This is a genomic window from Variovorax sp. GW821-FHT06D12 (assembly GCF_059419205.1).
In genome coordinates this window covers 1,239,119-1,260,884 of the sequence record NZ_JBWKRI010000001.1, presented here as the reverse complement: position 1 = coordinate 1,260,884, position 21,766 = coordinate 1,239,119, and the positions used below count along the sequence as shown (strand labels likewise).

The 21,766-nt window shown below is 68.7% G+C and carries 23 protein-coding genes and 1 riboswitch; of the genes, 4 read left to right on the top strand and 19 right to left on the bottom strand.

The features are described from left to right. Positions 1-2: 2 nt before the first annotated feature. Together AC07SQ_RS05740 and AC07SQ_RS05735 are read right to left on the bottom strand one after the other, a co-directional pair. Positions 3-941: a LysR family transcriptional regulator gene (locus AC07SQ_RS05740; protein WP_062478516.1), complete on the bottom strand. Its 939-nt coding sequence runs from the start codon at positions 939-941 to the stop codon at positions 3-5. Then, positions 938-1,447: a GNAT family N-acetyltransferase gene (locus tag AC07SQ_RS05735; RefSeq protein WP_495270461.1), complete on the bottom strand. Its 510-nt coding sequence runs from the start codon at positions 1,445-1,447 to the stop codon at positions 938-940. The genes AC07SQ_RS05740 and AC07SQ_RS05735 overlap by 4 nt, the downstream gene beginning before the upstream one ends. Before the next feature lie 49 nt (positions 1,448-1,496). Between AC07SQ_RS05735 and AC07SQ_RS05730 the strand changes: the two genes are divergently transcribed. After that, positions 1,497-2,162 (top strand): DedA family protein, encoded by a 666-nt coding sequence (locus AC07SQ_RS05730; RefSeq protein WP_062478522.1) that lies wholly within the window; start codon positions 1,497-1,499, stop codon positions 2,160-2,162. Between the two features lie 73 nt (positions 2,163-2,235). Here the strand turns inward: AC07SQ_RS05730 and AC07SQ_RS05725 are convergent, their stop codons facing one another. Together AC07SQ_RS05725 and AC07SQ_RS05720 are read right to left on the bottom strand one after the other, a co-directional pair. Further along, complete coding sequence (locus AC07SQ_RS05725; RefSeq protein WP_223301444.1) at positions 2,236-2,526, bottom strand: YMGG-like glycine zipper-containing protein; 291 nt, start codon at positions 2,524-2,526, stop codon at positions 2,236-2,238. Between the two features lie 139 nt (positions 2,527-2,665). After that, on the bottom strand, positions 2,666-3,094 hold the full coding sequence (locus AC07SQ_RS05720; RefSeq protein WP_159276157.1) for a helix-turn-helix domain-containing protein: 429 nt from the start codon (positions 3,092-3,094) through the stop codon (positions 2,666-2,668). An 85-nt stretch (positions 3,095-3,179) separates the two neighbouring features. On the opposite strand from AC07SQ_RS05720, the gene AC07SQ_RS05715 reads away from it, so the two are divergent. Continuing rightward, a complete protein-coding gene (locus AC07SQ_RS05715; RefSeq protein ID WP_495270462.1) occupies positions 3,180-4,049 on the top strand; it encodes a class I SAM-dependent methyltransferase in 870 nt (289 codons plus the stop codon). After that, positions 4,042-4,542 carry a DUF2938 domain-containing protein gene (locus tag AC07SQ_RS05710; protein ID WP_495270463.1) on the top strand — a complete coding sequence of 167 codons (501 nt, stop codon included), beginning with the start codon at positions 4,042-4,044 and terminating at the stop codon, positions 4,540-4,542. The genes AC07SQ_RS05715 and AC07SQ_RS05710 overlap by 8 nt, the downstream gene beginning before the upstream one ends. A 1-nt stretch (position 4,543) precedes the next feature. On the opposite strand, the gene AC07SQ_RS05705 is transcribed toward AC07SQ_RS05710, so the two are convergent. Beyond that, positions 4,544-6,049, bottom strand: a complete 1,506-nt coding sequence (locus AC07SQ_RS05705) for an N-acetylmuramoyl-L-alanine amidase (protein ID WP_495270464.1) — start codon at positions 6,047-6,049, stop codon at positions 4,544-4,546. Next, complete coding sequence (tsaE, locus tag AC07SQ_RS05700; protein ID WP_056579690.1) at positions 6,046-6,540, bottom strand: tRNA (adenosine(37)-N6)-threonylcarbamoyltransferase complex ATPase subunit type 1 TsaE; 495 nt, start codon at positions 6,538-6,540, stop codon at positions 6,046-6,048. Before tsaE ends, AC07SQ_RS05705 begins: the two co-directional genes overlap by 4 nt. Between tsaE and queG the strand changes: the two genes are divergently transcribed. Then, positions 6,526-7,608, top strand: a complete 1,083-nt coding sequence (gene queG / locus AC07SQ_RS05695) for a tRNA epoxyqueuosine(34) reductase QueG (RefSeq protein WP_495270465.1) — start codon at positions 6,526-6,528, stop codon at positions 7,606-7,608. The genes tsaE and queG overlap by 15 nt on opposite strands. Here queG and arsC read toward each other — a convergent pair. The 13 genes from arsC to AC07SQ_RS05630 all read right to left on the bottom strand — a co-directional run bounded on the left by arsC (position 7,605) and on the right by AC07SQ_RS05630 (position 21,680). Beyond that, entirely contained in the window at positions 7,605-7,985 is a 381-nt protein-coding gene (arsC, locus tag AC07SQ_RS05690; protein WP_062473487.1) for an arsenate reductase (glutaredoxin), read from the bottom strand. The two genes, queG and arsC, sit on opposite strands and share 4 nt — an antisense overlap. 31 nt (positions 7,986-8,016) lie before the next feature. Continuing rightward, on the bottom strand, positions 8,017-8,718 hold the full coding sequence (locus AC07SQ_RS05685) for a glutathione S-transferase family protein (RefSeq protein WP_495270466.1): 702 nt from the start codon (positions 8,716-8,718) through the stop codon (positions 8,017-8,019). A gap of 41 nt (positions 8,719-8,759) precedes the next feature. Beyond that, positions 8,760-9,272, bottom strand: coding sequence for a 6,7-dimethyl-8-ribityllumazine synthase (locus tag AC07SQ_RS05680; protein WP_062473480.1), 513 nt, complete (start codon positions 9,270-9,272; stop codon positions 8,760-8,762). Positions 9,273-9,385: 113 nt separating this feature from the next. Beyond that, positions 9,386-9,544, bottom strand: a riboswitch (FMN riboswitch). Between the two features lie 97 nt (positions 9,545-9,641). Further along, the gene (locus tag AC07SQ_RS05675) at positions 9,642-11,822 is read right to left on the bottom strand and encodes a TonB-dependent siderophore receptor (RefSeq protein ID WP_495270467.1); all 2,181 of its coding nucleotides are present in this window, start codon (positions 11,820-11,822) and stop codon (positions 9,642-9,644) included. A gap of 314 nt (positions 11,823-12,136) precedes the next feature. Next, the gene (locus AC07SQ_RS05670; RefSeq protein WP_495270468.1) at positions 12,137-13,231 is read right to left on the bottom strand and encodes a DNA glycosylase AlkZ-like family protein; all 1,095 of its coding nucleotides are present in this window, start codon (positions 13,229-13,231) and stop codon (positions 12,137-12,139) included. Positions 13,232-13,279: 48 nt separating this feature from the next. Beyond that, positions 13,280-14,158 (bottom strand): sugar phosphate isomerase/epimerase family protein, encoded by an 879-nt coding sequence (locus tag AC07SQ_RS05665; protein WP_495270469.1) that lies wholly within the window; start codon positions 14,156-14,158, stop codon positions 13,280-13,282. Positions 14,159-14,166: 8 nt separating this feature from the next. Beyond that, a complete protein-coding gene (locus AC07SQ_RS05660; RefSeq protein WP_495270470.1) occupies positions 14,167-15,354 on the bottom strand; it encodes a dihydrodipicolinate synthase family protein in 1,188 nt (395 codons plus the stop codon). A gap of 19 nt (positions 15,355-15,373) precedes the next feature. Continuing rightward, positions 15,374-16,549, bottom strand: coding sequence for a Gfo/Idh/MocA family protein (locus AC07SQ_RS05655; RefSeq protein WP_489058688.1), 1,176 nt, complete (start codon positions 16,547-16,549; stop codon positions 15,374-15,376). Positions 16,550-16,580: 31 nt separating this feature from the next. After that, positions 16,581-18,014, bottom strand: a complete 1,434-nt coding sequence (locus AC07SQ_RS05650) for an enolase C-terminal domain-like protein (protein ID WP_495270471.1) — start codon at positions 18,012-18,014, stop codon at positions 16,581-16,583. A gap of 7 nt (positions 18,015-18,021) precedes the next feature. Beyond that, the gene (locus AC07SQ_RS05645) at positions 18,022-18,801 is read right to left on the bottom strand and encodes an ABC transporter ATP-binding protein (RefSeq protein WP_495270472.1); all 780 of its coding nucleotides are present in this window, start codon (positions 18,799-18,801) and stop codon (positions 18,022-18,024) included. Between the two features lie 44 nt (positions 18,802-18,845). Continuing rightward, complete coding sequence (locus AC07SQ_RS05640; RefSeq protein WP_492683738.1) at positions 18,846-19,850, bottom strand: ABC transporter substrate-binding protein; 1,005 nt, start codon at positions 19,848-19,850, stop codon at positions 18,846-18,848. Between the two features lie 40 nt (positions 19,851-19,890). Continuing rightward, positions 19,891-20,664: an ABC transporter permease gene (locus tag AC07SQ_RS05635; protein ID WP_495270473.1), complete on the bottom strand. Its 774-nt coding sequence runs from the start codon at positions 20,662-20,664 to the stop codon at positions 19,891-19,893. 32 nt (positions 20,665-20,696) lie between these two features. Beyond that, on the bottom strand, positions 20,697-21,680 hold the full coding sequence (locus AC07SQ_RS05630; RefSeq protein WP_495270474.1) for a tripartite tricarboxylate transporter substrate binding protein: 984 nt from the start codon (positions 21,678-21,680) through the stop codon (positions 20,697-20,699). Positions 21,681-21,766 lie beyond the last annotated feature (86 nt).

Here is a 21,766-nt window from a genome sequence, read left to right as displayed (position 1 = left end):
GTTCAGAAGGCCTGTCGCCAGACGCGCGACAGCGCCTGCCATGCGCAGTCGACTTCCGGCCGCTTGAGCGCGCCGGCCAGGCAGACAAAGCGCAGGTCGCAGCCGATGCTCACGCGGTCGGCAATGACCAGGCCGTCGCGCTGGCTGGCCTGCAGCGCCAGCGCATCGCGCGCCAGCGAAATGCCCACGCCGGCGCGCACCAGCGCCAGCATCGACATCTCCTGGTCGGCCTGCGCGGCTTTCTTCAGCACCAGCTTGTGGGCCTGCAGCACCGGCGCCAGCAGCCGCGAATGCGACGAGGTCGCCGGTGCCAGCACCCACGGCAGGTAGGCCAGCTCGGGCCAGTCGCGGCCCAGCACCTGCGGCGCCCAGCCGCTCGGGCCGATCACCTGGTAGTTGAAGCGCGCCAGCACCTGCGAATGGAACAGCTCGCCGTCGTGGCGCCGTGAGGCGGCGCTGGCCTGCGGCAGGTCGGTGGCCTCGGGGTCTCCGAGGTAGAAGCCGATGTCCAGTTCCTTGTTCAGCAGTTGGGCGAGCACGTCGCCGCTCGTGCCCTGATGCAGCTCGGTCTCGAGCTCGGGCGCCAGTGCTACCAGTTCGGTGAGGAAGGGGCTGAGCCGCGTGAAGTCGGGGTCGAGGATGGTGCCGATGCGCAGCGAGCCGCGCACGCCGCCCTTGAGCCGCTCGGCGGCCACCGCGAAATCGTTCAGGCTCTCGAGCGCATGCTCCGCGTGGTTGAGCAGCGCCGCGCCGTCGCGCGTGAGCAGCAGGCCGGTGGGCGTGCGCTGGAACAGCTCCAGCTCGACCAGCGCGCCCAGCTCCTTGAGCTGCAGGCTCACGGCGGGCTGCGTGAGGAACAGACGCTGCGCGCCGCGCGACACCGAGCCCTCGCGGGCCACGGCCACGAAGGCCTGCAGGAGCCGGGGCTCGATCTTCTTCATGCCGCGCCGGGGAAAGGCTGCAGCTGCTTGTACATGACGAAGGCGTCCACGAAGCCCAGCTGCGGATGCCTGAATGCGCCCGGCAAGGTGCCGACGATGGCGAAGCCCATGTGCTGCCACAGCCGCACCGCGCGCTCGTTGGTGGAGACGACGAAGTTGAACTGCATCGCCAGGAAGCCCATGCGCAGGGCCTGCTGCTGCGAGTGTTCGCACAGCGCCGAGGCCACGCCCAGGCCGCGCGCCGCCTCGGACACCACATACCCGCAGTTGCTCACGTGCGCGCCCTGGCCGGGCTGGTTGGGGCGGATCACATAGGTGCCGAGCACGGCGCCTTCGTCGTTGCAGGCCACGAAGGTCAGGGTGGGCACCTTCATCCACGAGTGGCGGGCCTGTTCTTCCGTCACATCGGGCGGGTAGGTGTAGGTGTCGCCGCGACGGAACGTCGGTTCGAGGACGGCCCAAATGGCGGGCCAGTCGGTATCGAGGGCTTCGCGGATCTGGATCATGGGGTGATTCGGAAAAGGTGCGACATGCCAACAAGGATAATCCGCGCCCATGGAAATCATCAGCTTTCTCGTCGACTTCATCCTTCACGTCGACAAACACCTCGAGGCCTTCGTGGTCGCCTACGGCCCCTGGGTCTATGCGCTGCTGTTCCTGATCGTGTTCGTCGAAACCGGCGCGGTGGTCATGCCGTTCCTGCCGGGCGACTCGCTGCTCTTCATCGTCGGCGCGCTGTGCGGCGTGGGGCTCATGAGTTTTCCGCTGGCCTGTGGCATCCTGATCGCGGCGGCCATCCTGGGCGACCAGTGCAACTACTCGATCGGGCGCTACTTCGGGCCCAAGGTGTTCCAGTGGGAGAACTCGCGCTTCTTCAACCGCAAGGCCTTCGACCAGGCCCACAGCTTCTACGAACGCTACGGCGGCATCACCATCGTGCTCGCGCGCTTCATGCCCTTCATTCGCACCTTCGCGCCCTTCGTGGCCGGCGTGGCCGAGATGAACCGCGCGAAGTTCACGGCCTACAACGTGGGCGGTGCGCTCATCTGGGTGCTGGGCATTGCCACCGCAGGCTACTTCTTCGGCAACCTGCCGTTCGTGCGCCAGCATCTGGACAAGATCATCTGGGCGCTGATCTTCGTGCCCGGCCTGCTGGCGATCTTCGGCGCGTGGCGCGCCTCGAAGGCCGAGAAGGCGCGGGCGGCGGCCTCGCAGGCCTGAGCGGCTCCCGGCTCGCCCCCAAGAAAAAACGCGCCCGAGGGCGCGTTTTTTCGTTGAGGGTTGGAATGATCAATCAGTAGCGCGGCCCGTTGTCCGGGTAGTAGCCACTGCCGCGCGGGTAGCGTTGCTGGTTGTAGTAGTTGCGCTCGTCGACGTTGCGGCCCACCTGGTTGCCGATGATGCCGCCGATGGCCGCGCCGCCGAGCGTGCTGCCCGTGTTGCCGCCGATCGCATGGCCCACCGCCGCGCCGCCGAGTGCGCCAATGCCGGTGCCGAGGTTCTGGTTCGGACCGCTCGCACAACCTGCCAGCGTCATGACCGAAGTGGCAGCTGCAGCGGCGATCCAGAGACGTGTCTTCAACATGAGGTCCACCTTTCGAGAGTGATGGCTCATCATGGTCAAAAGTATGCATTTCGCGGTGTAGGAGCCTGCCGCGCTTGCCTGTGCGCAGGGGCGCGTGTTGCGGAACGCAACGCCTGAAAGCGGGTGTGGCCAGGTGGTGCTAGGGGGTGCGCGGCTTCGGCGCCTTCTTCTTCGGGGCTTCCAGCGCACCCGACGACGCCGCCCGCAGGATGCGGCGGAAGGTGGGGCATTCCATGTGGCTGGGCGCGGGGCAGACCGCCGCGTGCCGCAGGCCGTCGCGCATCGCCGTGAGCTGGCGGATCGTGCGGTCCAGGTCCTGCGCCTTGTCCGCGAGCACCTGCCGGTCGATGCGCGGCTTGCCCTCGGGCGAGAACATGTGGCCGATTTCCTCCAGCGAGAAACCGGCGGCGCGCCCCAGCGCGATGAGCGCCAGCCGCTCCAGCACCTCGGGCGCGAACACGCGGCGCAGGCCGTGCCGGCCGGTCGAGGCGATCAGCCCTTTTTCTTCATAGAAGCGCAGCGTCGAGGCGGGAACGCCGGCGCGTTGCGCGACTTCCGAAATGTCCATGTGCTGGCCCCCTCTTGACTTCAAGTCGACTTGAATTGGCACAGTCTAGCCTTCGCCGCTTGAAGGCACCTGAAGGAAAACGATCATGGACGACACATCTCCCGCCAATGCCGAACAGGCCGCCTTGTGGAACGGCCACGCCGGCAGCGCCTGGGTCCGGACGCAGGCCGTGCTCGACGCGATGTTCCAGCCGCTCGAAGCGCGGCTGAGCGACGCGGTGCGCGCCGTGGGCGCCCGCCGCGTGCTCGACGTGGGTTGCGGCACCGGCCGCACGACGCTCGCCGTGGCACGGCAACTCGGCCCGACGGGCCAATGCCTCGGCGTCGACATCTCGGCACCAATGATCGAGTCGGCGAAGGCCCGCGCCGCGCGCGAGGTGCTCCCGTCGGCCCGCTTCGTCTGTGCCGACGTGCAGGGCCATGCCTTCGAGCCGGCCACGTTCGACACGGTCATCTCGCGCCTGGGCGTGATGTTCTTCGACGACCCCGTGCGGGCTTTCGCGAACCTGCGGCATGCCGCGACGGAGGGCGCGGCCCTGCGCTGCATCGCCTGGCGCGGCGGGGCCGACAACCCGTTCATGACCACGGCCGAACGTGCCGCCGCGCCGCTGCTGCCCGGCCTGCCGCCGCGCCAGCCGAACGCACCGGGCCAGTTCGCGTTCGCCGACCGCGCGCGGGTGGCGGGCATCCTCGCGGCGAGCGGATGGGGCGAGGTCGACATCCAGCCCTTCGAGGTCGAATGCGCGTTCCCCGCGACGGCGCTGGCCGACTACTTCACGCGGCTCGGGCCGGTCGGCCTGGTCCTGCAGGAGGTGGATGCCGCGACGCGCGCGCAGGTCGTCGAGACGCTGCATGCCGCCTTCGCGCCCTATGTGCAGGGCGACGACGTGCGCTTTGTCGCGGCCTGCTGGATGATCGCGGCGCGCGCGCCGGTGCGGGAGCGTGGCCATGTCTGAGGCCGTCGAATGCGCGCTGCGCACGCTGTGGATCGGCGCCGGCGCGACGGTGGTGATGGACCTGTGGGCCGTGCTGCGCCAGCGCCTGTTCGGCATTCCCTCGCTGGACTACGCGCTCGTGGGCCGCTGGCTCGTGCACCTGACGCGCGGGCGCTTCTTTCACGACCCCATCGGCAAGTCGCCGCGCGTGGCGGGCGAGGGCGTCATCGGCTGGACTGCGCACTACCTGCTCGGCATCGCGTTCGCGGCCGTGCTGCTCGCGGGCTGGGGATTGGAATGGGCGCGCCAGCCGACGCTGGTGCCTGCGTTGATCGTCGGCGTCGGCACCGTGCTCGTGCCGTTCTGCGTGATGCAGCCGGCGATGGGCGCGGGCTTTGCGGCGCGCCGCACGCCGCGCCCGGCGATGGCGCGGTTCCAGAGCGTGGTGACGCACGCGGTCTTCGGCGTCGGCCTCTATGCGGCCGCGTGGGTCGCCCGCGTGGCGGGCTTCTAGCCTAGAGCTGCCGGCTGCGCGCGAGCGGCGGGTTCTGCGCGAAGTAGCGCTGGATGCCGCGCATCAGCGCGTCGGCCAGGTTTTCCTGGTAGTCGGCGCGGCGCAGGTTGGCTTCTTCTTCGGGGTTGCTGATGAAGGCCGTTTCGACCAGCACGCTCGGGATGTCGGGCGCCTTCAGCACCGCGAAGCCGGCCTGCTCGACCTGCGCCTTGTGCAGCCGCGCACCGATGCCCTTGATTTCGCCGAGCATCGCGCCGCCGAGCTTCAGGCTGTCGTTGATCTGCGCGGTGGTGCTCATGTCGAGCAGCGCGCGCTGCACCTGCGCCTCGTGGTTGCCCACGTTCACGCCGCCGACCTTGTCGGCGTCGTTTTCCTTGTTGGCCAGCCAGCGCGCGGCGCTGCTGGAGGCGCCGCTCTGGCTCAGCGCGAACACGCTGGCGCCGCGCGCGGCGGGCGTGGTGAAGGCGTCGGCATGGATGCTCACGAACAGGTCGGCCTGCACGCGCCGCGCCTTCTGCACGCGCACGCCCAGCGGCACGAAGAAGTCGGCGTCGCGCGTGAGAAAGGCGCGCATCGGGCTGCCATTGACGCTGGCCGCGTTGATGCGTTCGCGCAGGCGGTGCGCCACCTGCAGCACGATGTCTTTCTCGCGCGTGCCGTTCGGGCCGATGGCGCCGGGGTCTTCACCGCCGTGGCCGGGGTCGAGCGCCACGATGATGATGCGGTCGGTGCGGCTGGCCGTGGCGCGCGGCGGCGGGCCGGGCGGCGTCACGGGCCGGGCCGGGGGCGCCGCGGCCACCACGGGCGGCGGTGCCGGCGGCAGCGGCATGCCGCCGGGCGGCAAGGCCGGTGCGGGCCCCGACGGCGCGGGGCGCGCGGCCTGCTGCGCCATCAGGTCGCCCAGCGGGTCGCCGGGCGGCATGGCGGGGCGCACGGGCGCGGGGGCTGTCGACGGCGCGGCGGGCGCGGGCGGGGCGGTGGCGACGATGGGGCCGTTGCTCGGGGCGGTGGTGGTGCCGCTGCCGTTCTTGGGCGCATCGCGCAGCCGCTCGGCGATCAGCGCTTCCATCGGGTCGATGGCCTGCTCGGGGTACAGGTCGAGCACCAGCCGGTGCTTGTAGGCGGCCACGGGCGCCAGCGAGAACACCTGCGGGCGCACGGTCTGCTTCAGGTCGAACACGATGCGCACGACCTTCGGTGCGTTCTGCCCGATGCGCAGGCCGTTGATGTACGGGTCGCCGGGCTTGATCTTGCCGACCAGGTCGCGCAGCTCGGTGTTCAGGTCGATGCCCTCGATGTCCACGGCCAGCCGGGGCGGGCTGCCGACCACCAGCTGCTGCGAGTTGAGGCGGGCGTCGGACTCGATGGTCACGCGGGTGTAGTCGGCGGCGGGCCACACGCGCACGGCGAGGATGCTGGCGCCGCGCGCGATCTGGTGCACGCCCAGCATCAGCGCGATGCTGCCGCCTTGCAGCAGCACGCGCCGTTTCAGGCCGGTCGCCTTCATGCGGCCAGGCACGCCAGCAGATCGCTGCCGCGAGGGGTGTTCGCCAGGAGGGTCACGCTGCGGGTGTCGTCGGTCATTGCTTCTATTTTAATAGCTAGGTCGGCAGGTGGGGTGCGCCCCGCGGCGTTTTCCGGCCACTCGGCCAGCTTGAGGCCCGGGCCCGCGAAGATGTCGCGGAAGCCCGCGTCGTCCCATTCGCGCGGGTCGGCGAAACGGTAGAAGTCGAAGTGGTAGATGGCCAGCCCGTCGGGCGCCTCGTGCGGCTCGACCACCGCGTAGGTGGGGCTCTTGATGCGCCCGGTGATGCCGAGCGCGCGCAGCAGGTGACGCACGAAGGTGGTCTTGCCGGCGCCCAGGTCGCCCTGTAGCGCGATGAAAGCGTCGCGCAACGCGGGCGATGCGGCGAGCGCGCGCGCCAGCGCGTCGGTGTCGTCTTCGCCCTGCCAGCGCAGGGTGCGCGTTTCTACAATCGGCAAGTGATCGTCAGCCATCCACTCGTTGCTCGTATTCAGGCCTTGGCCCGGGAACTCGGATTCTCCCAAATCGGAATCGCGGGCGTCGATCTGTCGAGCGCCGAAGACGGTCTGATGCAATGGCTGGCCCATGGGTTCCATGGAGAAATGCAATACATGGCAACGCACGGCACGCGCCGCGCCCGGCCCGCGGAGCTGGTGCCGGGCACGGTGAGCGTGATCACCGCGCGCATGGACTACCTGCCGCGCGACACCGACGCCGAGTGGCAGGCCATCGAGTTCGACCGGCTGCGCCGGCCCGGCGAGGCCATCGTGTCGCTGTACGCGCGGGGCCGCGACTATCACAAGGTGCTGCGCAACCGCCTGGCCAAACTGGCCGAGAAGATCGCCGAAGAGGTCGGCCCCTTCGGCCACCGCGCCTTCACCGATTCGGCACCGGTACTCGAGGCCGAACTCGCCTCGCGCAGCGGCCAGGGCTGGCGCGGCAAGCACACGCTGGTGCTCGACCGCGACGCGGGCTCGATGTTCTTCCTGGGCGAAATCTACGTCGACATGGCGCTGCCGCCGAGCGAGCCCGTCAGCGCGCACTGCGGCAGCTGCAGCGCCTGCATCGACGTGTGCCCGACGCGCGCCATCGTCGCGCCGCAGCGGCTCGATGCGCGCCGCTGCATCTCGTACCTCACCATCGAGCACGCCGGCGCCATTCCGGTGGAACTGCGCCCGCTCATGGCCAACCGCATCTACGGCTGCGACGACTGCCAGCTGATCTGCCCCTGGAACAAGTTCGCGAAGAAGAGCACGCTGCCCGACTTCGACGCGCGCGAGGGGCTCACGGGCCGCACGCTGGCCGAGCTGTTCGCGTGGAGCGAGGAAGACTTCCTGCGCCGCACCGAAGGCAGCCCGATCCGCCGCATCGGCCACGAGCGCTGGCTGCGCAACATCGCGGTGGCGCTGGGCAATGCGGTGCGATCAGGCGAGGGCGGCGCGAAGGACGCGCTGGCCACGCGCGCCGAGCATCCGAGCGAGCTGGTGCGCGAGCATGTCGCGTGGGGGCTGGCGCAGCAGCCCGAAGATCAACCGATTTAAGCGGGAAGAATCTCGCGCACGCGTTCCCAAGGGCGGCACATGAGCGTGCCGCGCGGCGACACCACGATCGGGCGCTGCAGCAGGATCGGGTGCTCCACGATCGCGTCGAACAGCTGGTCGTCCGTCAGTTTCTCGTCCGCCAGCTTCAGTTCTTCGTAGGGTGCTTCCTTGGTGCGCAGCAGGTCGCGCGCCGTCAGGCCCATGGCCTTCGCCAGCTCGCGCAGCTTCTTCTTCGAGGGCGGCGTTTCCAGGTACAGGACGATCTCGGGCTCCACGCCGCTTTCGCGGATCAAGCCCAGCACGTTGCGCGACGTGCTGCAGTTGGGCTTGTGGTAGATCGTCATCGGGTAGGCGGTGGTCGGTGTGCGTGCGGTCATGGCGTCGATTATGAGAAGAGACGAACGGGCCTCAGCTTGTCTCTTCGTCCGCATCCATCGAGAACGGAAAGCGCGCCGCCCAGAACGCCGCCAGCCGTGGGTCGGCGTCCACGCGCCGCACCACGCGCGCCATGCGCGGCGCCACGCGGTAGAAGCGCCGGCGGGTCGGCGTCCAGCGCGACACCACAGTCACGTACAGGTCGAGCATGCTGAGCTTGTCGCCGAGCAGGTAGGGCGCGGGTTCGTCGATCTGCGTGTCCATGAGGTGCCAGCAGTGCGCGATGCGCGCGGCCGTGCGTTCGAGCACCACGGCCTGCGCGGCGGCATCGGCCGCGAGGCGCGAAGGCTCGTCGCGCACCCAGAACATCGAATAGATCGAGGCCGGCAGGTAGACCATCCAGCGCAGGTACTGCGCGCGGCGCGGGTCGCCGGGCGCGGGGCAGAGCCCGGCCTCGGGGTAGCGGTCGCCCAGCCAGATGAGGATGGCCGCGCTCTCGGTCATGACTTCGCCCGAAGGCAGCACGAGCGCGGGCACCTGCTGCATCGGGTTGACGCCGGTCAGTCGCTCGCGCTCGGACTCGCCCTCCCAGGGGGCGATGTCGACCGTGTCGACCTGCGCGCCGATCAGCGTCAGCGCGGCGTGGATGGGCGTGGCGCCCGAGCCGGGCGCCCCATAGAGGGTGTAGCGGTCGGCGGCTGCTGCTGCGACCGCCGGGGCGGATGGAGAGGCCATCCGCGCAGGTTACTGCAGGCTTGCGCCTCTTGCCAACCCGCTCAGGCGGCCAGCAGGGCGTCGACCTTGTCCAGCGCCTCGAGCGTCTTGAAGCAGGCCTCGGCCACTTCCGTGCCCTTGACCGCGAAGTGGCGGTGGAAGTACTTGCGGTGCTCCACGTGCTCGTGGAAGTGGTGCGGCGTGAGCACGGCCGAGAAGATCGGCACGTCGGTCTCCAGTTGCAGCGACATCAGCGTGCTGACGACGGTGTTGGCGACGAACTCGTGGCGGTAGATGCCGCCGTCCACCACCAGCGCGCAGCCGATGATGGCCGCGTACTTGCCCGAGTTGGCCAGGCGCTTGGCGTGCAGCGGGATCTCGAAGGCGCCGGGCACATCGAAGATGTCGATGAGCTCGCGCGCCACGCCGAGCCGCGCCATCTCTTCGAGAAAGGCGTCGCGTGCCTGGTGGACGATGTCGGAATGCCATTGCGCCTCGACGAATGCGATGCGCTGGCCGCGCGGCGAACCCGACGCGGTGACGGCAGAAAGGGGAAGGTCGTTGATCTGACTCATGGTGTGCCTCTTGAAAGCAGGTTTCCTGAATCAGGGCGCACGAAACCACAGGCCCGCTCGCGCGCCGGTTTGCCAAAAAAGAGCAAAGCAAGGCGCGCGGGCATGCCCGCATTTCGCGCTCTCTTTCATCCGGACTGTGACCGTCGGCTTCGGAATCGCACCGAAATCTGCTGACCCTCGAACCTGTGGCAGGTCCGAGGCGCTCGCGGGCTTGTGCAACTTTCGTTGCCATCACCGCCGGTGGGGAATTGCACCCCGCCCTGAGAACGCTTGCCGTCCGGCGAACCGGACGACGGCGCGATTCTAGAAGCACACCGCCGGGCCGGTTGTCGCCCGCGCGCCAGACCTTCGAGCGCGCGGGGATTTGCTTCAGAAGCGGTACGTCGCGCTCGCGGTCAGGGTACGGCGCTGGCCGTAGAAGCAGTCGCCGCGCGCCAGGCAGGTGGTGATCTGCACCTTGTCGGTCAGGTTGGCCACGTTGAGCGCCAGGCGCAGCGGGCCGTTGTCCCACGCGAACATCGCGTCGAACAGCGTGACCGCGGGCACGGGGTTGTTGTCCATGCCGTCGTACGACTTGCCCAGGTAGCGCACGCCGCCGCCGGCCGAGAAGCCGTGCAGGCCACCGATCGAGAAGCGCTTGGTCACCCAGGCCGAGGCCGTGTGCTTGGGCACGCCCGAGATGCGCTTGCCCAGGTCGGAGCCGTTGCTCTTCGACACGCGCGCGTCGGTGTAAGCGTACGAGGCGATCCAGTCCCAGTCACGCGCGATGCTGCCCTTGTACTCGAGCTCCAGGCCCTTCACGTGCACTTCGCCGAGCTGCACGCTGTTGAGCGGGTTGGTCGGGTCGGTGGTCTTGCGGTTGGTGTCGCGCAGGTCGTACACCGCCGCCATGAACGAGGTGCGCTGGCCCGCGGGCTCCCACTTCACGCCGGCCTCCCACTGCTTGCCGCGCTGCGGCTTGAAGGGGTTGTTCGACGTGTCGACGCCGCCGAGCGGCAGGAACGATTCGGCATAGCTCAGGTACGGCGCCCAGCCGCCGTCGGCCAGGTAGACCAGGCCGGCGCGCTTGGTGGTGGCCTTGTCGTCGGCGGCCGCGGCGGGGCGGCCTTCGGTGTCGGTGGTGGCCTTGTCGTGGCGCAGGCCCAGCAGGCCGATCCAGCGGCCGTACTTGACCTGGTCCTGCACGTACAGGCCGGCCTGCTTCTGCACCACCTCGGGTGCGCGCGTGAAGCTGGTCGGCGCCGTGTAATTGCCGTACACCGGCGCGTACACGTCGAGCGCGCCCGCGCGGCCGCGGCCCGAGAGCTTGGAGGTGGTGTTGCGCTGGAAGTCGGCGCCCAGCAGCAGCGTGTGCTCGACCTCGCCGGTCCTGAAGTGCGCCTCGGCCTGGTTGTCGAGCAGCAGCATCTTGCCGCCGTTGATGTCGCTGCTCAGGTCGCGCTCGATGGTGCGCTGGTCGGCGTTGAACACCGGGCGCGCCGGACGACCCGTGAGGCGGTTGGCCGTGAAGCTGGTGTACGAGGTGTTGTACCAGACCTTGCTCTCGGTCGAGCGCAGGTTCTGGCGCACCGTCCAGGTGTCGTTGAGGCGGTGGCTGAACAGGTAGCCCAGCGAGGTGCTGCGCGTGTCGAAGCGGTCGAAGCCCGGCTCGCCGGTGAAGGTCGAGGTCGGGATGCGGCCGTACAGCGAGGGCAGCAGCGTGCCCTGCCACGGGAAGAAGCCGATCAGCGAGCCGCTCTTGTCCTTCTGGTAGGACGCCTGCAGCGTGAGCGAGGTGTCGGCGTTCGGGCGCCAGGTGAGCGAGGGCGCGATCGCGATGCGGTCGTCCGGCACATGATCGACCTGCGTGCCGCTGTCGCGGTTCACGGCCACGAGGCGGTACATCCACTTGCTCTCGGGATCGAGCGAGCCGGTGAAATCGGCGGCGATCTGCTTGCGCGCGTTGTTGCCCAGCTGCAGCTGCACCTCGCGCTGCGTCTCGGCCTGCGGGCGCTTCGACACGAGGTTGAGCACGCCGCCGATGCCGCCCTGGCCGTACAGCACCGACGAAGGGCCGCGCAGCAGCTCCACGCGCTCCAGCATGTACGGGTCGGGCCGGCTGGCGTTGTAGGTGCCGTAGGTGCGTTGCAGGCCGTCAAGGTACTGCACGGCGTCGCCGCCGCGGGCCTTGAACGAATCCACGCGGCTGTCGAAGTAGCTCGACACCACGCCGGCCGTGTAGTTGGTGGTCTCGCGCAGGGTGAGCGCGCCCTGGGCTTCGATCTGGTCGCGCGTGACGACCGAGATGGCCTGCGGCGTCTCGATCAGCGGCGTGTCGGTCTTGGTGGCGGTGCTGCCGCGCCTGGCGACGAAGCCCGTCACGGGGCCGGTGGCGGTCTCGCCGGCATCGCCCGAGACGGTGACCGTGGGCAGCGCCTGCCGCGTTTCGGCAGCGGCAGTTTCTTGCGCGTGGGCATGTGCGCTGGCGGCAAGCGCCACGGCGGTGACCGCGAGCGTGGCATAGCCCCGCCGCGTGCGCGGCGTTCCGGGGCGACGATTCTTGGATGTCATGTGCAGCTTCTCCTGTGTCCTGCGTCAGGTGTGTCTAGGGCGGGGGAGTGGCTGCGGCGCGGTCAGGCGCGCCATGGCTTCTCGGGTGCGATCGAAAAAAACGGAAACGAACGAGCGCGTGCCGTGGCGCATTCCGAAAGGAAAGCGCATCCGGCTGGTGTTGTGTGTCTACGGCGTCGTGGGGGCAGTGGCCGGGGGCGACGACGGGATGTGTCGTCGCTCGGGCTGCTGCGTCTTCGTTCCTTCGAAGACGGCTGGCGGGCTCGCGGCGGGCGCGGGCGGCTGGCTGAGGCGGGCGATTATAAAAGGCAGCGTCAGCGGCCTGCGAGGAACTGCGTCATGCGATGCAGTTCCTCATCGAGGCCCGCGCGGAAGGCCGCGCCGTGCGGCTTCTTCGCGTCGGCGTAGCCGAAGGCCGGCTGCAACCGACCTTCCGACGCACTCACGTTGGCCCACCCGATCACGCGGTCGTGCCACAGCATCGGCAGCGCGTAGTAGCCGAACTGCCGTTTCGGCGCGGGCGTGTAGGCCTCGAACTTGTATGTCCAGCCCCACAGCAGCTCGAAGCGGCGGCGGTCCCACACCACGGGGTCGAAGGGCGCGAGCAGCCGCACCGCGTCGTCGGGCGCATGACGGCGCGAGACGGGGTTCTCGTCGGCGGGCCAGTACCACGTCGTGCCGTCGATGCGGCAACTGGCCAGCTCCTCGCGCGCCAGCCGCAGCGCCGCCTGCGTCTGCGCGGCCAGGTGCGGCGCGCCGTAGCCGAGCAGGCGCACGAGGTAGGTCAGGCTCGTGGCCGGCAGCGGCGCGTACTTGCGCACCACCAGTTCGATGAGCGCCGCCGCACGCTGCGCGCGTCCGGTGGGGCTGTCGTCGGCGGGCGGATGGCTCACCGCTTCATAGACCCGCGTGCCGCTGTCGCGCCGCACCACGCGCAGCAGGCCGCGGTAGTGCATGCCGTCGAGCAGGTGCGTGGTGGCATTGCTGGAGCCGCCCCAGTAGTTCTGGATGCGGCCATGCGCGAAGTGCTGCTCGACCTGGCGCGGATGCACCGGCCCGTGCTCGCGCACATAGGCCAGCACGTCGGCGGCCTTGCGCCGCGTGTCAGCGTCCCAGGCTTTCTTGGCCTCGCGCGGATGCATCAGCGCCAGGTGTTCGCGCGGCAGGAATCCGTAGTTGACGAGGCAGTCTTCCTCGATCGCAAGTCGCGCGTAGCGGCTTTCGAGATCGCCCGCACGGTAGTCCTTCACGCGGTGGCGCAGCGTGAGGTCTTGCGCCCGCGCCGGCGCACGGATCGGATCGGCCTGCACGAAGCCGAGCTTGCGGATGGCGGCGGGCAGCGTCGTGGGCGTGAAGAGGGTGCGCGCGACGGCGTAGCGGCGCAGGTCGTCGAGGGTCGGGTCAGCCATGGGGCGAATTGCAGCACAAGCGGCTGCCGTTCGCTTCGGCCGGATCGATCAGACCGCGCTGCGGTGTCGCTCGATGCAGACGTCGAGCGTCTCGGCGCCGGGGCGCTGCCACCAGTCGAGGTTCGAGAAGATCTCGACCTCGCTGAACCCCGCGAAGCCCGCGTCCTCGACCCATCCGCGGATCTTCTTCAGCTCGACCACGCCGTCGCCCATCATTCCGCGATCGGAGAGCAGGTCGCGTGTCGGCGTGAGCCAGTCGCAGACGTGGTACGCCAGCAGCCGTTCGCGGCCGGCGCGGGCGATCTGCTGCTGCAGCTTCGGGTCCCACCACACGTGATAAATGTCGAGCGCCACGCCGAGCATGCCGGTCTTGCCCGCATCGAGTTCGTCGCACAGGTCGAGTGCGTGTTCGAGCGTGTTGATGCACGCGCGGTCGGCCGCCTGCATCGGGTGCAGGGGCTCGATGGCCAGCGGCATGCCGACCTCGCGCGCGTAGTCGAGCGAGGCGGCGATGCCGTCGCGCACTTCATTGCGCGCGCGGCCGATGTCCTTGTACGCCGCCTTGCCGTCGAGCGCGCCGGGCAGGGCGCCGACCACGAGCACGAGGCAGGGCGCATCGAGCGTCTTCGCCTCGTCGATGGCGCGGCGGTTGTCGTCGAGTGCGGCCTTCAGGCCGGCCGCATCGGGCGCGGGAAAGAAGCCGCCCCGGCAGTAGCCCGAGAGGCCGATGCCGTGCGCCTTCAACTGCCTGGCCACCTTGTCGAGCCCGACGGCCGCGACCTGGTCACGCCACGGGCTGATGGCGCGGATGCCGCGTTCGGCGCACTGGTCGATGAGGCGGTCCAGCGGCACCTCGGCGCCCGACTGCTTGCGGATGGTCGCCGTGTTGATCGACAGCCAGTCGTGGTTCTGCGAGAAATCACGCATGGGATCGCTCAGCCTTCCACGCCGTGCAGCGCCAGCAGCGTCTTCATGCGTCGTACCGCGAGCTCGGGCTGCTCCAGCAGGTTGGCCGCATCGGCCAGCCGGAACAACTCTGCGAAGTGCTGCAGCGAGCGCGTGCTCTGCTGCCCGCCCACCATCGTGAAGTGCTTCTGGTGGCCGTTGAGCCAGGCCATGAACACCACGCCCGTCTTGTAGAAGCGCGTGGGCGCCGCGAAGATGTGGCGCGACAGCGGCACCGTGGGGCCGAGGATCGCGTGGAACTTCTCGCTGTTGCCTTGCGCCAGTGCGCCGAGCGCGGCACTCGCGGCGGGCGCGATGGCGTCGAAGATGCCCAGCAGCGCATCGCTCTTGCCGTGCGTCGGCTCGCTGCCGAAGCCATCGCCGGCGATCAGCTCGGCGTAGTTGAAGTCGTCACCCGTGTACATGCGCACACCCTTCGGCAGGCGGCGGCGCATGGCGATTTCCTTGTTCTTGTCGAGCAGCGAAATCTTGATGCCATCGACCTTGTCTGGATGCGCCGCGATGATGCCCACGGCGGTGTCCATCGCCGCATCGACATCCTTGGTGCCCCAGTAGCCCGCCAGCGCCGGGTCGAACATGTCGCCCAGCCAGTGCAGCACCACGGGCTGCTTGGCCTGGCTCAGGATGCGGTCGTACACGCGCTCGTAGTCGGCAGGGCTCTTGGCCACGCGGGCCAGCGCGCGGCTGGCCATCACGATCAGCTTGCCGCCGAGCGCCTCGATGGCGGCCATCTGCTCTTCGTAGCCGCGGATCACGTCGTCGACGCTCTTCACGTCGTCGATGTTCAGGTGGTCGGTGCCGCAGCCGGAGGCGACGAGCGCGCCGGGCACGTCCTTCGCCGCGTCGAGCGAGCGGCGGATCAGTTCGAGCGAGGTCGGCCAATCCAGGCCCATGCCGCGCTGCGCGGTGTCCATGGCCTCGGCCACGCCCAGGCCCAGCGAGAACAGGTGGCGGCGGTAGGCGATGGTGGTGTCCCAGTCGACGGCGCATTGCAGCCACGGATCGATGGCGGCGAGCGGGTCGGCCACGACGTGGGCGGCCGAGTAGGCGATGCGGTTGAACTTGACGCCCGCTTCGGGCTTGACCGGCGCGGTGCCGCGCAGGGCGTAGGCCGCGAGCGCGCCGCTCGCGGTGGGAAGGGTCAGCGACAGGGCCATGGCTTTGTCTTCTTCTTCCTCAAACCTTCAGCGTGGGCACGTCGATCCAGCGGCGCTCCTGCCACGACGCGAGCGCGGCCTCGACCAGCTGCACGCCCTTGGCGCCTTCGGGCAGCGTCCACTTGTAGGGCGCGTCTTCCACCACGTGGCGAATGAAGTGTTCCCACTGGATCTTGAAGCCGTTGTCGTAGACCTGCGAGTCCGGAATTTCCTGCCACTGGTCGAAGAAGTTCATCGTCTGCTTCTCGTCGGGGTTCCACACCGGGCGCGGCGTGGCCACGCGCGACTGGGCGCGGCAGCTCGACAGGCCCGCCACGGCCGAGCCGTCGGTGCCGTCGACGTGGAAGGTCACGAGGTCGTCGCGGCGCACGCGCGTGGCCCAGCTCATGTTGAGCTGCGCGATCACCGGCTCGCCGTTGTGGCCCGTGAGTTCGCAGGTGGCGTAGGCCGCGTCGTCGGCGGTGGCTTCGTAGGGCTTGCCGGCTTCGTCCCAGCGCGTGGGAATGTGCGTGGCGCCGATGCACGACACCGACTTCACCTCGCCGAACAGGTTGTCCAGCACGTAGCGCCAGTGGCACATCATGTCCAGGATCATGCCGCCGCCGTCTTCCTTGCGGTAGTTCCAGCTCGGGCGCTGGATGGGCTGCAAGTCGCCCTCGAACACCCAGTAGCCGAACTCCAGGCGCACGCTGAGCATGCGACCGAAGAAGCCCGCGCGGCGCAGCATGTCGAGCTTGCGCAAGCCCGGCAGGAAGAGCTTGTCCTGCACGGCGCCGTGCTTCAAGCCCGTGGCCTTGCCGGCTTCGTCGGCCAGGCGGGCGATTTCGACGGCTTCGTTGAGGTTGGTGGCGATCGGCTTCTCGCAGTACACGTGCTTGCCGGCGCGGATGGCCTTGGCCAGCAGCGTGGGGCGCATCTGCGTGGTGCCGGCGTCGAAGAAGACGGTGTCGTCCTTGTTCGCGAGCGCCTGGTCGAGGTCGGTGCCCCAGCGCGCGATGTTGTGGGCCTTGGCGAGCGCTTCCATCTTCTCGGCGTTACGGCCGATGAGGATCGGGTCGGGCATGACCTTGTCGCCGTTCGACAGCGTCACGCCGCCCTGGGCGCGGATGGCGCAGATGGAGCGGATCAGGTGCTGGTTCATGCCCATGCGGCCGGTGACGCCGTGCATGATGATTCCGAGACGTTGGGTGGCCATCGTTTTCTTCCTTGGGGTGCGAGAGGGGGCTTCAGTAGACGGAACGCATGGCGTCCCACGAGATGCCGGCGCCGGGTTTGCCGGTGGCAAAGCCGGGCGCGGTGGCGAGCGAGGACAGATCGAGCTGTCCGTCGCGCAGGGCGAGGCGCGTGGCGCCATCGCTGGTTTCGTAAAGGCCGGGGTGCAGCTGCGACAGCGCCTGCTGCTCGGCCTGGGGCACGGCCGCAAGGCCGTTGACGTAATGGTGGCCGTTGCGCTCGACGTGCGACAGGCCGAGCCAGCCGACGAGCGCCAGGTCCTGCTGCACGCCGACGCCGGCCTGCATGGTGAGGTCTTCGCCGGAAAGGAAATGGCGCGGCTTGTCTTGTGCCGCATTCCAGTGCGCGCAGCGCGCAGCATTGACCACCGACTTGTAGAAGCCCTTGCAGCTCTTGCTCGACACGCCGGTGTAGCCGAGCGCGCGCGCCTGCACGAAGGCGTCGAGCGTGCCGTCGGATTCGTCGACGAGCAGCGCAATGCGTTTGCCGAGCGCCGACACGTCGCGCTGCAAGGCGGCATCGCGGCGGATCGGCTGCTCGACGAAGGCGGTCTTCTGCGCGAGCTTCCACAGCACGGGCGTGGAGAGCATGCGGTCGAGAAAGACGGCGAACTCGTCGGCATCGGCGTACTGCTCGTTGCCGTCGAGCGTGACGAGCTGCGCGCAGCCGTCGATCACGCGGGCGATGCGCTGGAGGCGGTCGATGTCCTGCGCGGTGTGGCCGCAGAGCTTGAGTTTGAAGTGCGTGAGGCCGTAGCGCTGCACGGCGGCCGCGAGCCTGGTGGGCAGGCCGTCGGCGGGGGCGTCGGGCCGCGCATCGCCGTCGTCGATGGCATCGGCCAGGCCGACGGTGTGGCGCGCGGCGATGCTGGCGCGCGGCGACCGGCTGGCAAGGAAGGCCGGCATGTCGAAGCCCGCGAGATCGTCGGCGAGGCCGCTGCCGGCGATGTCGATGCCGCACAGGTTGCCGCTCATGGCGGTGGCGAAGCTGGTGCCCGCGTGCAGGCACAGCGCGTCCATCACCGCGCGGTCGATCAACGCGGGGCCGTAGCTCGCCACCAGTGCTTGCAGGCCCTTGGCCTTCGCGCAGGCCTGCAGCGCGGCGTAGTTCGAGGCGAAGTGCGTCCAGGCGGTCTGCGCATCGTCTTCGCCGAGGTAGGCGTCGCGCGCGTCGCGCAGCGCAAAGCGCAGCTGCTCGAAGTTCTGCTCGTTGTTCAGCGCGGGGTTCTTGTCGAACCACTTGGGAATCATCATCTCGGCCGCGCAGCCCTCGGCCGTGCGGCCGTCGGCGAAGCGGAGGCGTGCCCGCACGAACACCTGCGGGCAGGCCGTGACCGTGGCCGCGCCGAAGCGGAACGGCAGGCGCAGGGCCACGTCGCGCTCGGCGAAGCGGATCTCCTCGATGTGGAAACGGGGCGCGTCGGTCATGGCCGCTTCAGTGGTCCAGGATGCCCTGCGAGAAGAAATGCGCGCGCACCTGCTTCGTGTAGGCGCCGAACTCGGCCGAGGCCATCAGGTCCAGCGTGCGCGGGCGCGGCAGTTCGATGTCGTACACGGCGGCGATCGAGCCGGGGCGCTCGCTCATCACGATCACGCGGTCTGACAAAAAGATGGCTTCGGGAATGCTGTGGGTGATCAGCATCACGGTCTTTTTCGAGGCCATCCAGATGCGCTGCAGCTCCAGGTTCATCTTCTCGCGCGTCATTGCGTCGAGCGCGCCGAAGGGCTCGTCCATCAGAAGCACCGACGGGTCGTGCAGCAGCGCGCGGCAGATCGACGCGCGTTGCTGCATGCCGCCCGAGAGCTGCCAGGGGTACTTGCCCTCGAAGCCCTTGAGACCCGCCATGTCCATGAGCTCGCGCGCCCGGGCCTGCGAAGCGGCCTTGGGCAGGTGGCGCATCTCGGCCTGCAGCAGGATGTTGTCTTCCACGCTGCGCCAGGGCAGCAGCACGGCGCTCTGGAACACGATGCCCACGTCCTTCTGCGGGCCCTTGATCGGCTTGCCGGCCAGCGTGAGCTCGCCGCCGCTGATCGGCAGCAGGCCCGCGACCATCTTGAGCAGCGTGCTCTTGCCGCAGCCCGAGGGGCCGACGACGGAGACGAACTCGCCTTCCCGGATGGCGAAGTCCAGGGGCTTGAGCGATTCGACCGGGCCGTCCTTGCTCTGGTAGGTCTTCGAGACGCCGCGCGCTTCGATCAGTTTGACTTGGGACATGGAATGCGTGAGAGAGGGCAACAGCGAGCGCGCGGGGCAGGGAATCAGTTCGGCAGGAAGTCGAGCGTGACGTAGTCCTCGGGCTTGCCGCGCGTGGACGCATCCATGCCGCCGTACTGCACCAGCAGGTCCAGCGAGTCGTTGACGTTCTTCATCGCCACGCGGAACGGCCGCTGGTTGGCCGTGTCCTTCGTGTGGTACAGCGCCACGCTCTGCTTCATGCCGACGATGAGCGTGTCGCGCACGCCGGCCTTCGGGTTGGCCTTGAGCATCGCGTCCACGGCCGCCTCGGGGCTCTTCTCGGCGGCTTCGGCGGCCTTGGTGGAGGCGCGCATGAAGCGCTTCACCAGGTCGGGGTTCTCGGTCAGAAGGTTCTTGTTGGTGATGATCCCGGAGCTGATCTGGTTCACGCCCGAGTCGGCAAAGCGGATCGGCGTCACGGGCTTGCCGGTGGCGTCCTGCAGCTTGATGGCCTGGTCCATCACGTAGCCCAGCAGCAGGTCGGCCTGGCCGTTGGTCACGGCATTGAGCTTGGTCTGCGCGTCGCCCGAGACGATCTTCACCTGTTCGGGCTTGATGTTGTTGACCTTGAGGAACAGCGGCCACATCTGTGACATCGAATCGCCCGGGGTCACGGCCACGGTCTTGCCGACGATGTCCTTGGGCGTCTTGATGTTCTTCTCGGTGAAGCCCATGACCGACATCGGGCTCACCTGGAACAGCACGCCGGTCGACTTGAGCGGCGCGCCCTTGGCAGCCGCCTTGATCATCGTGGTGACGTCGATGTAACCGAAGGTCGCCGACTTGGCGGCCACTGCCTGCGCAGTGACGGCGGAGCCCCGGCCTTCCTGGATGTCGAGGTCGATGCCCTCTTCGGCGTAGAAGCCCTTGTCCTTGCCGAGGAAGAAGGTCGCGTGCTCGCTGTACAGGTACCAGTTGAGCATCAGCGTGACCTTGTCCTTCGGCTTGTCGCCCTGCGCGTGGGCGGGGGCGATGGCGAAGGTGGCGAGTGCGGCTGCGGCAAGCAGCGAAGGAAGCAGTTTCTTCATGGCGTTGTCTCCGGGAGTTTTCTGGGTATGGCGAAGGAACTCAGTGCGCGTGGCGCTGGGAGGCATGCCACGGAATCATCACGCGCTCGACGAGGTCGACGGCGACGAAAAGGATCACGCCGATGCTCGACAGCACCACCAGCGCAGCGAACATCAAGGGCAGGTCGAAGTTGCCGTTGGCCACCTGCAGCACGTAGCCGATGCCCGAGTTCGATCCGACGAACTCGCCGACCACCGCGCCCACCACCGCCAGCGTGACCGACACCTTCAGGCCGCTGAAGATCGCGGGCAGGGCCTGCGGCAGGCTGATCTTGAAGAAGGTCTGCAGGCGGCTCGCACCCATCGAGCGGGCCAGGTCGAGCATGTCGGGCTCGACCGACTTGAAGCCCATCACCGTGGACACCACCACCGGGAAGAAGCCCAGCAGGAAGGCGCTGATCACCTTCGGAAAGATGCCGAAGCCGAACCACACCACGAACAGCGGCGCGATCGCCACCTTGGGAATGCTCTGCGAGAACACCAGCAGCGGGTACACGTACGACTCGACCAGCCGCGAGTAGGCGATGACCATCGCGATCGGAATGCCGATGACGATCGTGAGGCCGAAGCCGCCCAGCGTGGCGAGCGTGGTCTTCCAGCTTTCGGCCAGCAGGCGCGGCCATTCGGCCACGAGCTGCTTCACCACCTCCCACGGCGGAGGAATGAGGTAGGCCGGAATCTTGAAGAGGCGGATCACCAGGTCCCACAGCACCAGCAGCAACAGGATCAGGAAGAACGGGCGCAGGGCCGGAGAGAGCAGGAGCTTGCGGAACATGGTGGCGACGACGGGGAGCCTCTGGGTTCGGACTACGGCTGGACCGACAGTCCCGCGGCCTTCACGAGCTGCGCGTTGCTCGCGATCTCGTCCTTGATGTAGGCGTCGAACTGCTCGGGCTTGAGCGTCCAGGCGTCGGCGCCCAGCTTGAGGAAGCGCTCCTTCACCTCGGGCGTGGCCAGCGCCTTGACCACTTCGTCGTGCAGGCGGTTGACGACGTCGCGCGGCGTCTTGGCGGGCGCCATCATGCCGATCCAGAAGTTGAACTCGGAGCCGGGCACGCCGGCCTCGGTGGTGGTGGGCACGTCGGGCAGGGCGGCGGCGCGCTTGGGCGAGCCCACGGCCAGTGCGAGCAGCTGGCCGTCCTTGATCTGGCCGATGACGGGCGCGATGGGCGAGAAGTAGTAGTCCACGCGGCCCGAGAGCACCTCGGTGACGGCTTCGCCCGATCCCTTGAACGGGATGTTGGTGGCGTCGATCTTCGCTGCCATCTTGAACTTCTCGGCGTTCAGGTGCGTGGCGCTGCCCTGGCCGGCCGAGGCGAAGTTCATGCTGCCGGGCTTGGCGCGCGCGGCGGCCAGCAGCTGCGGCAGGGTCTTGATGTTCTTGCTGGGCGAGATGACCAGCGCGTTGGGCAGCGACGAGATCGGCGTGACGCCCGCGAAGTCGTGCACCGTGTCGAAGGGCAGCTTGGCGAAAGTCGACGGGCTGACCGTGTGCGACGACGAATGGATCATCACCGTGTACCCGTCGGGCGCGGCCGTGGCCACCGCCTGCTGGCCGATGGTGCCGCTGGCGCCGCCGCGGTTCTCGATGATCAGCGCCTGGCCCATGCTGGTACCCATCTTGTCGGCGATGGCGCGGGCAATGATGTCCGTCGTGCTGCCGGCGGCGAACGGAACGATCACGCGGATCGGCTTGGTGGGGTAGCCGTTCTGCGCGGCCGCCAGACCCGGCAGCAGGGCGGCCAGGCAGGTCAGCGAGGCCAGGAGGGTGGTGCGTGCAAGTTGCTTCAAGGGTGTCTCCGCGCGGTCGGGCCGCAGTTCTTGAGTCATCAATTCACCATTGAGTGAATTAGTGAATTGTAGGAACGGCTGCGCCG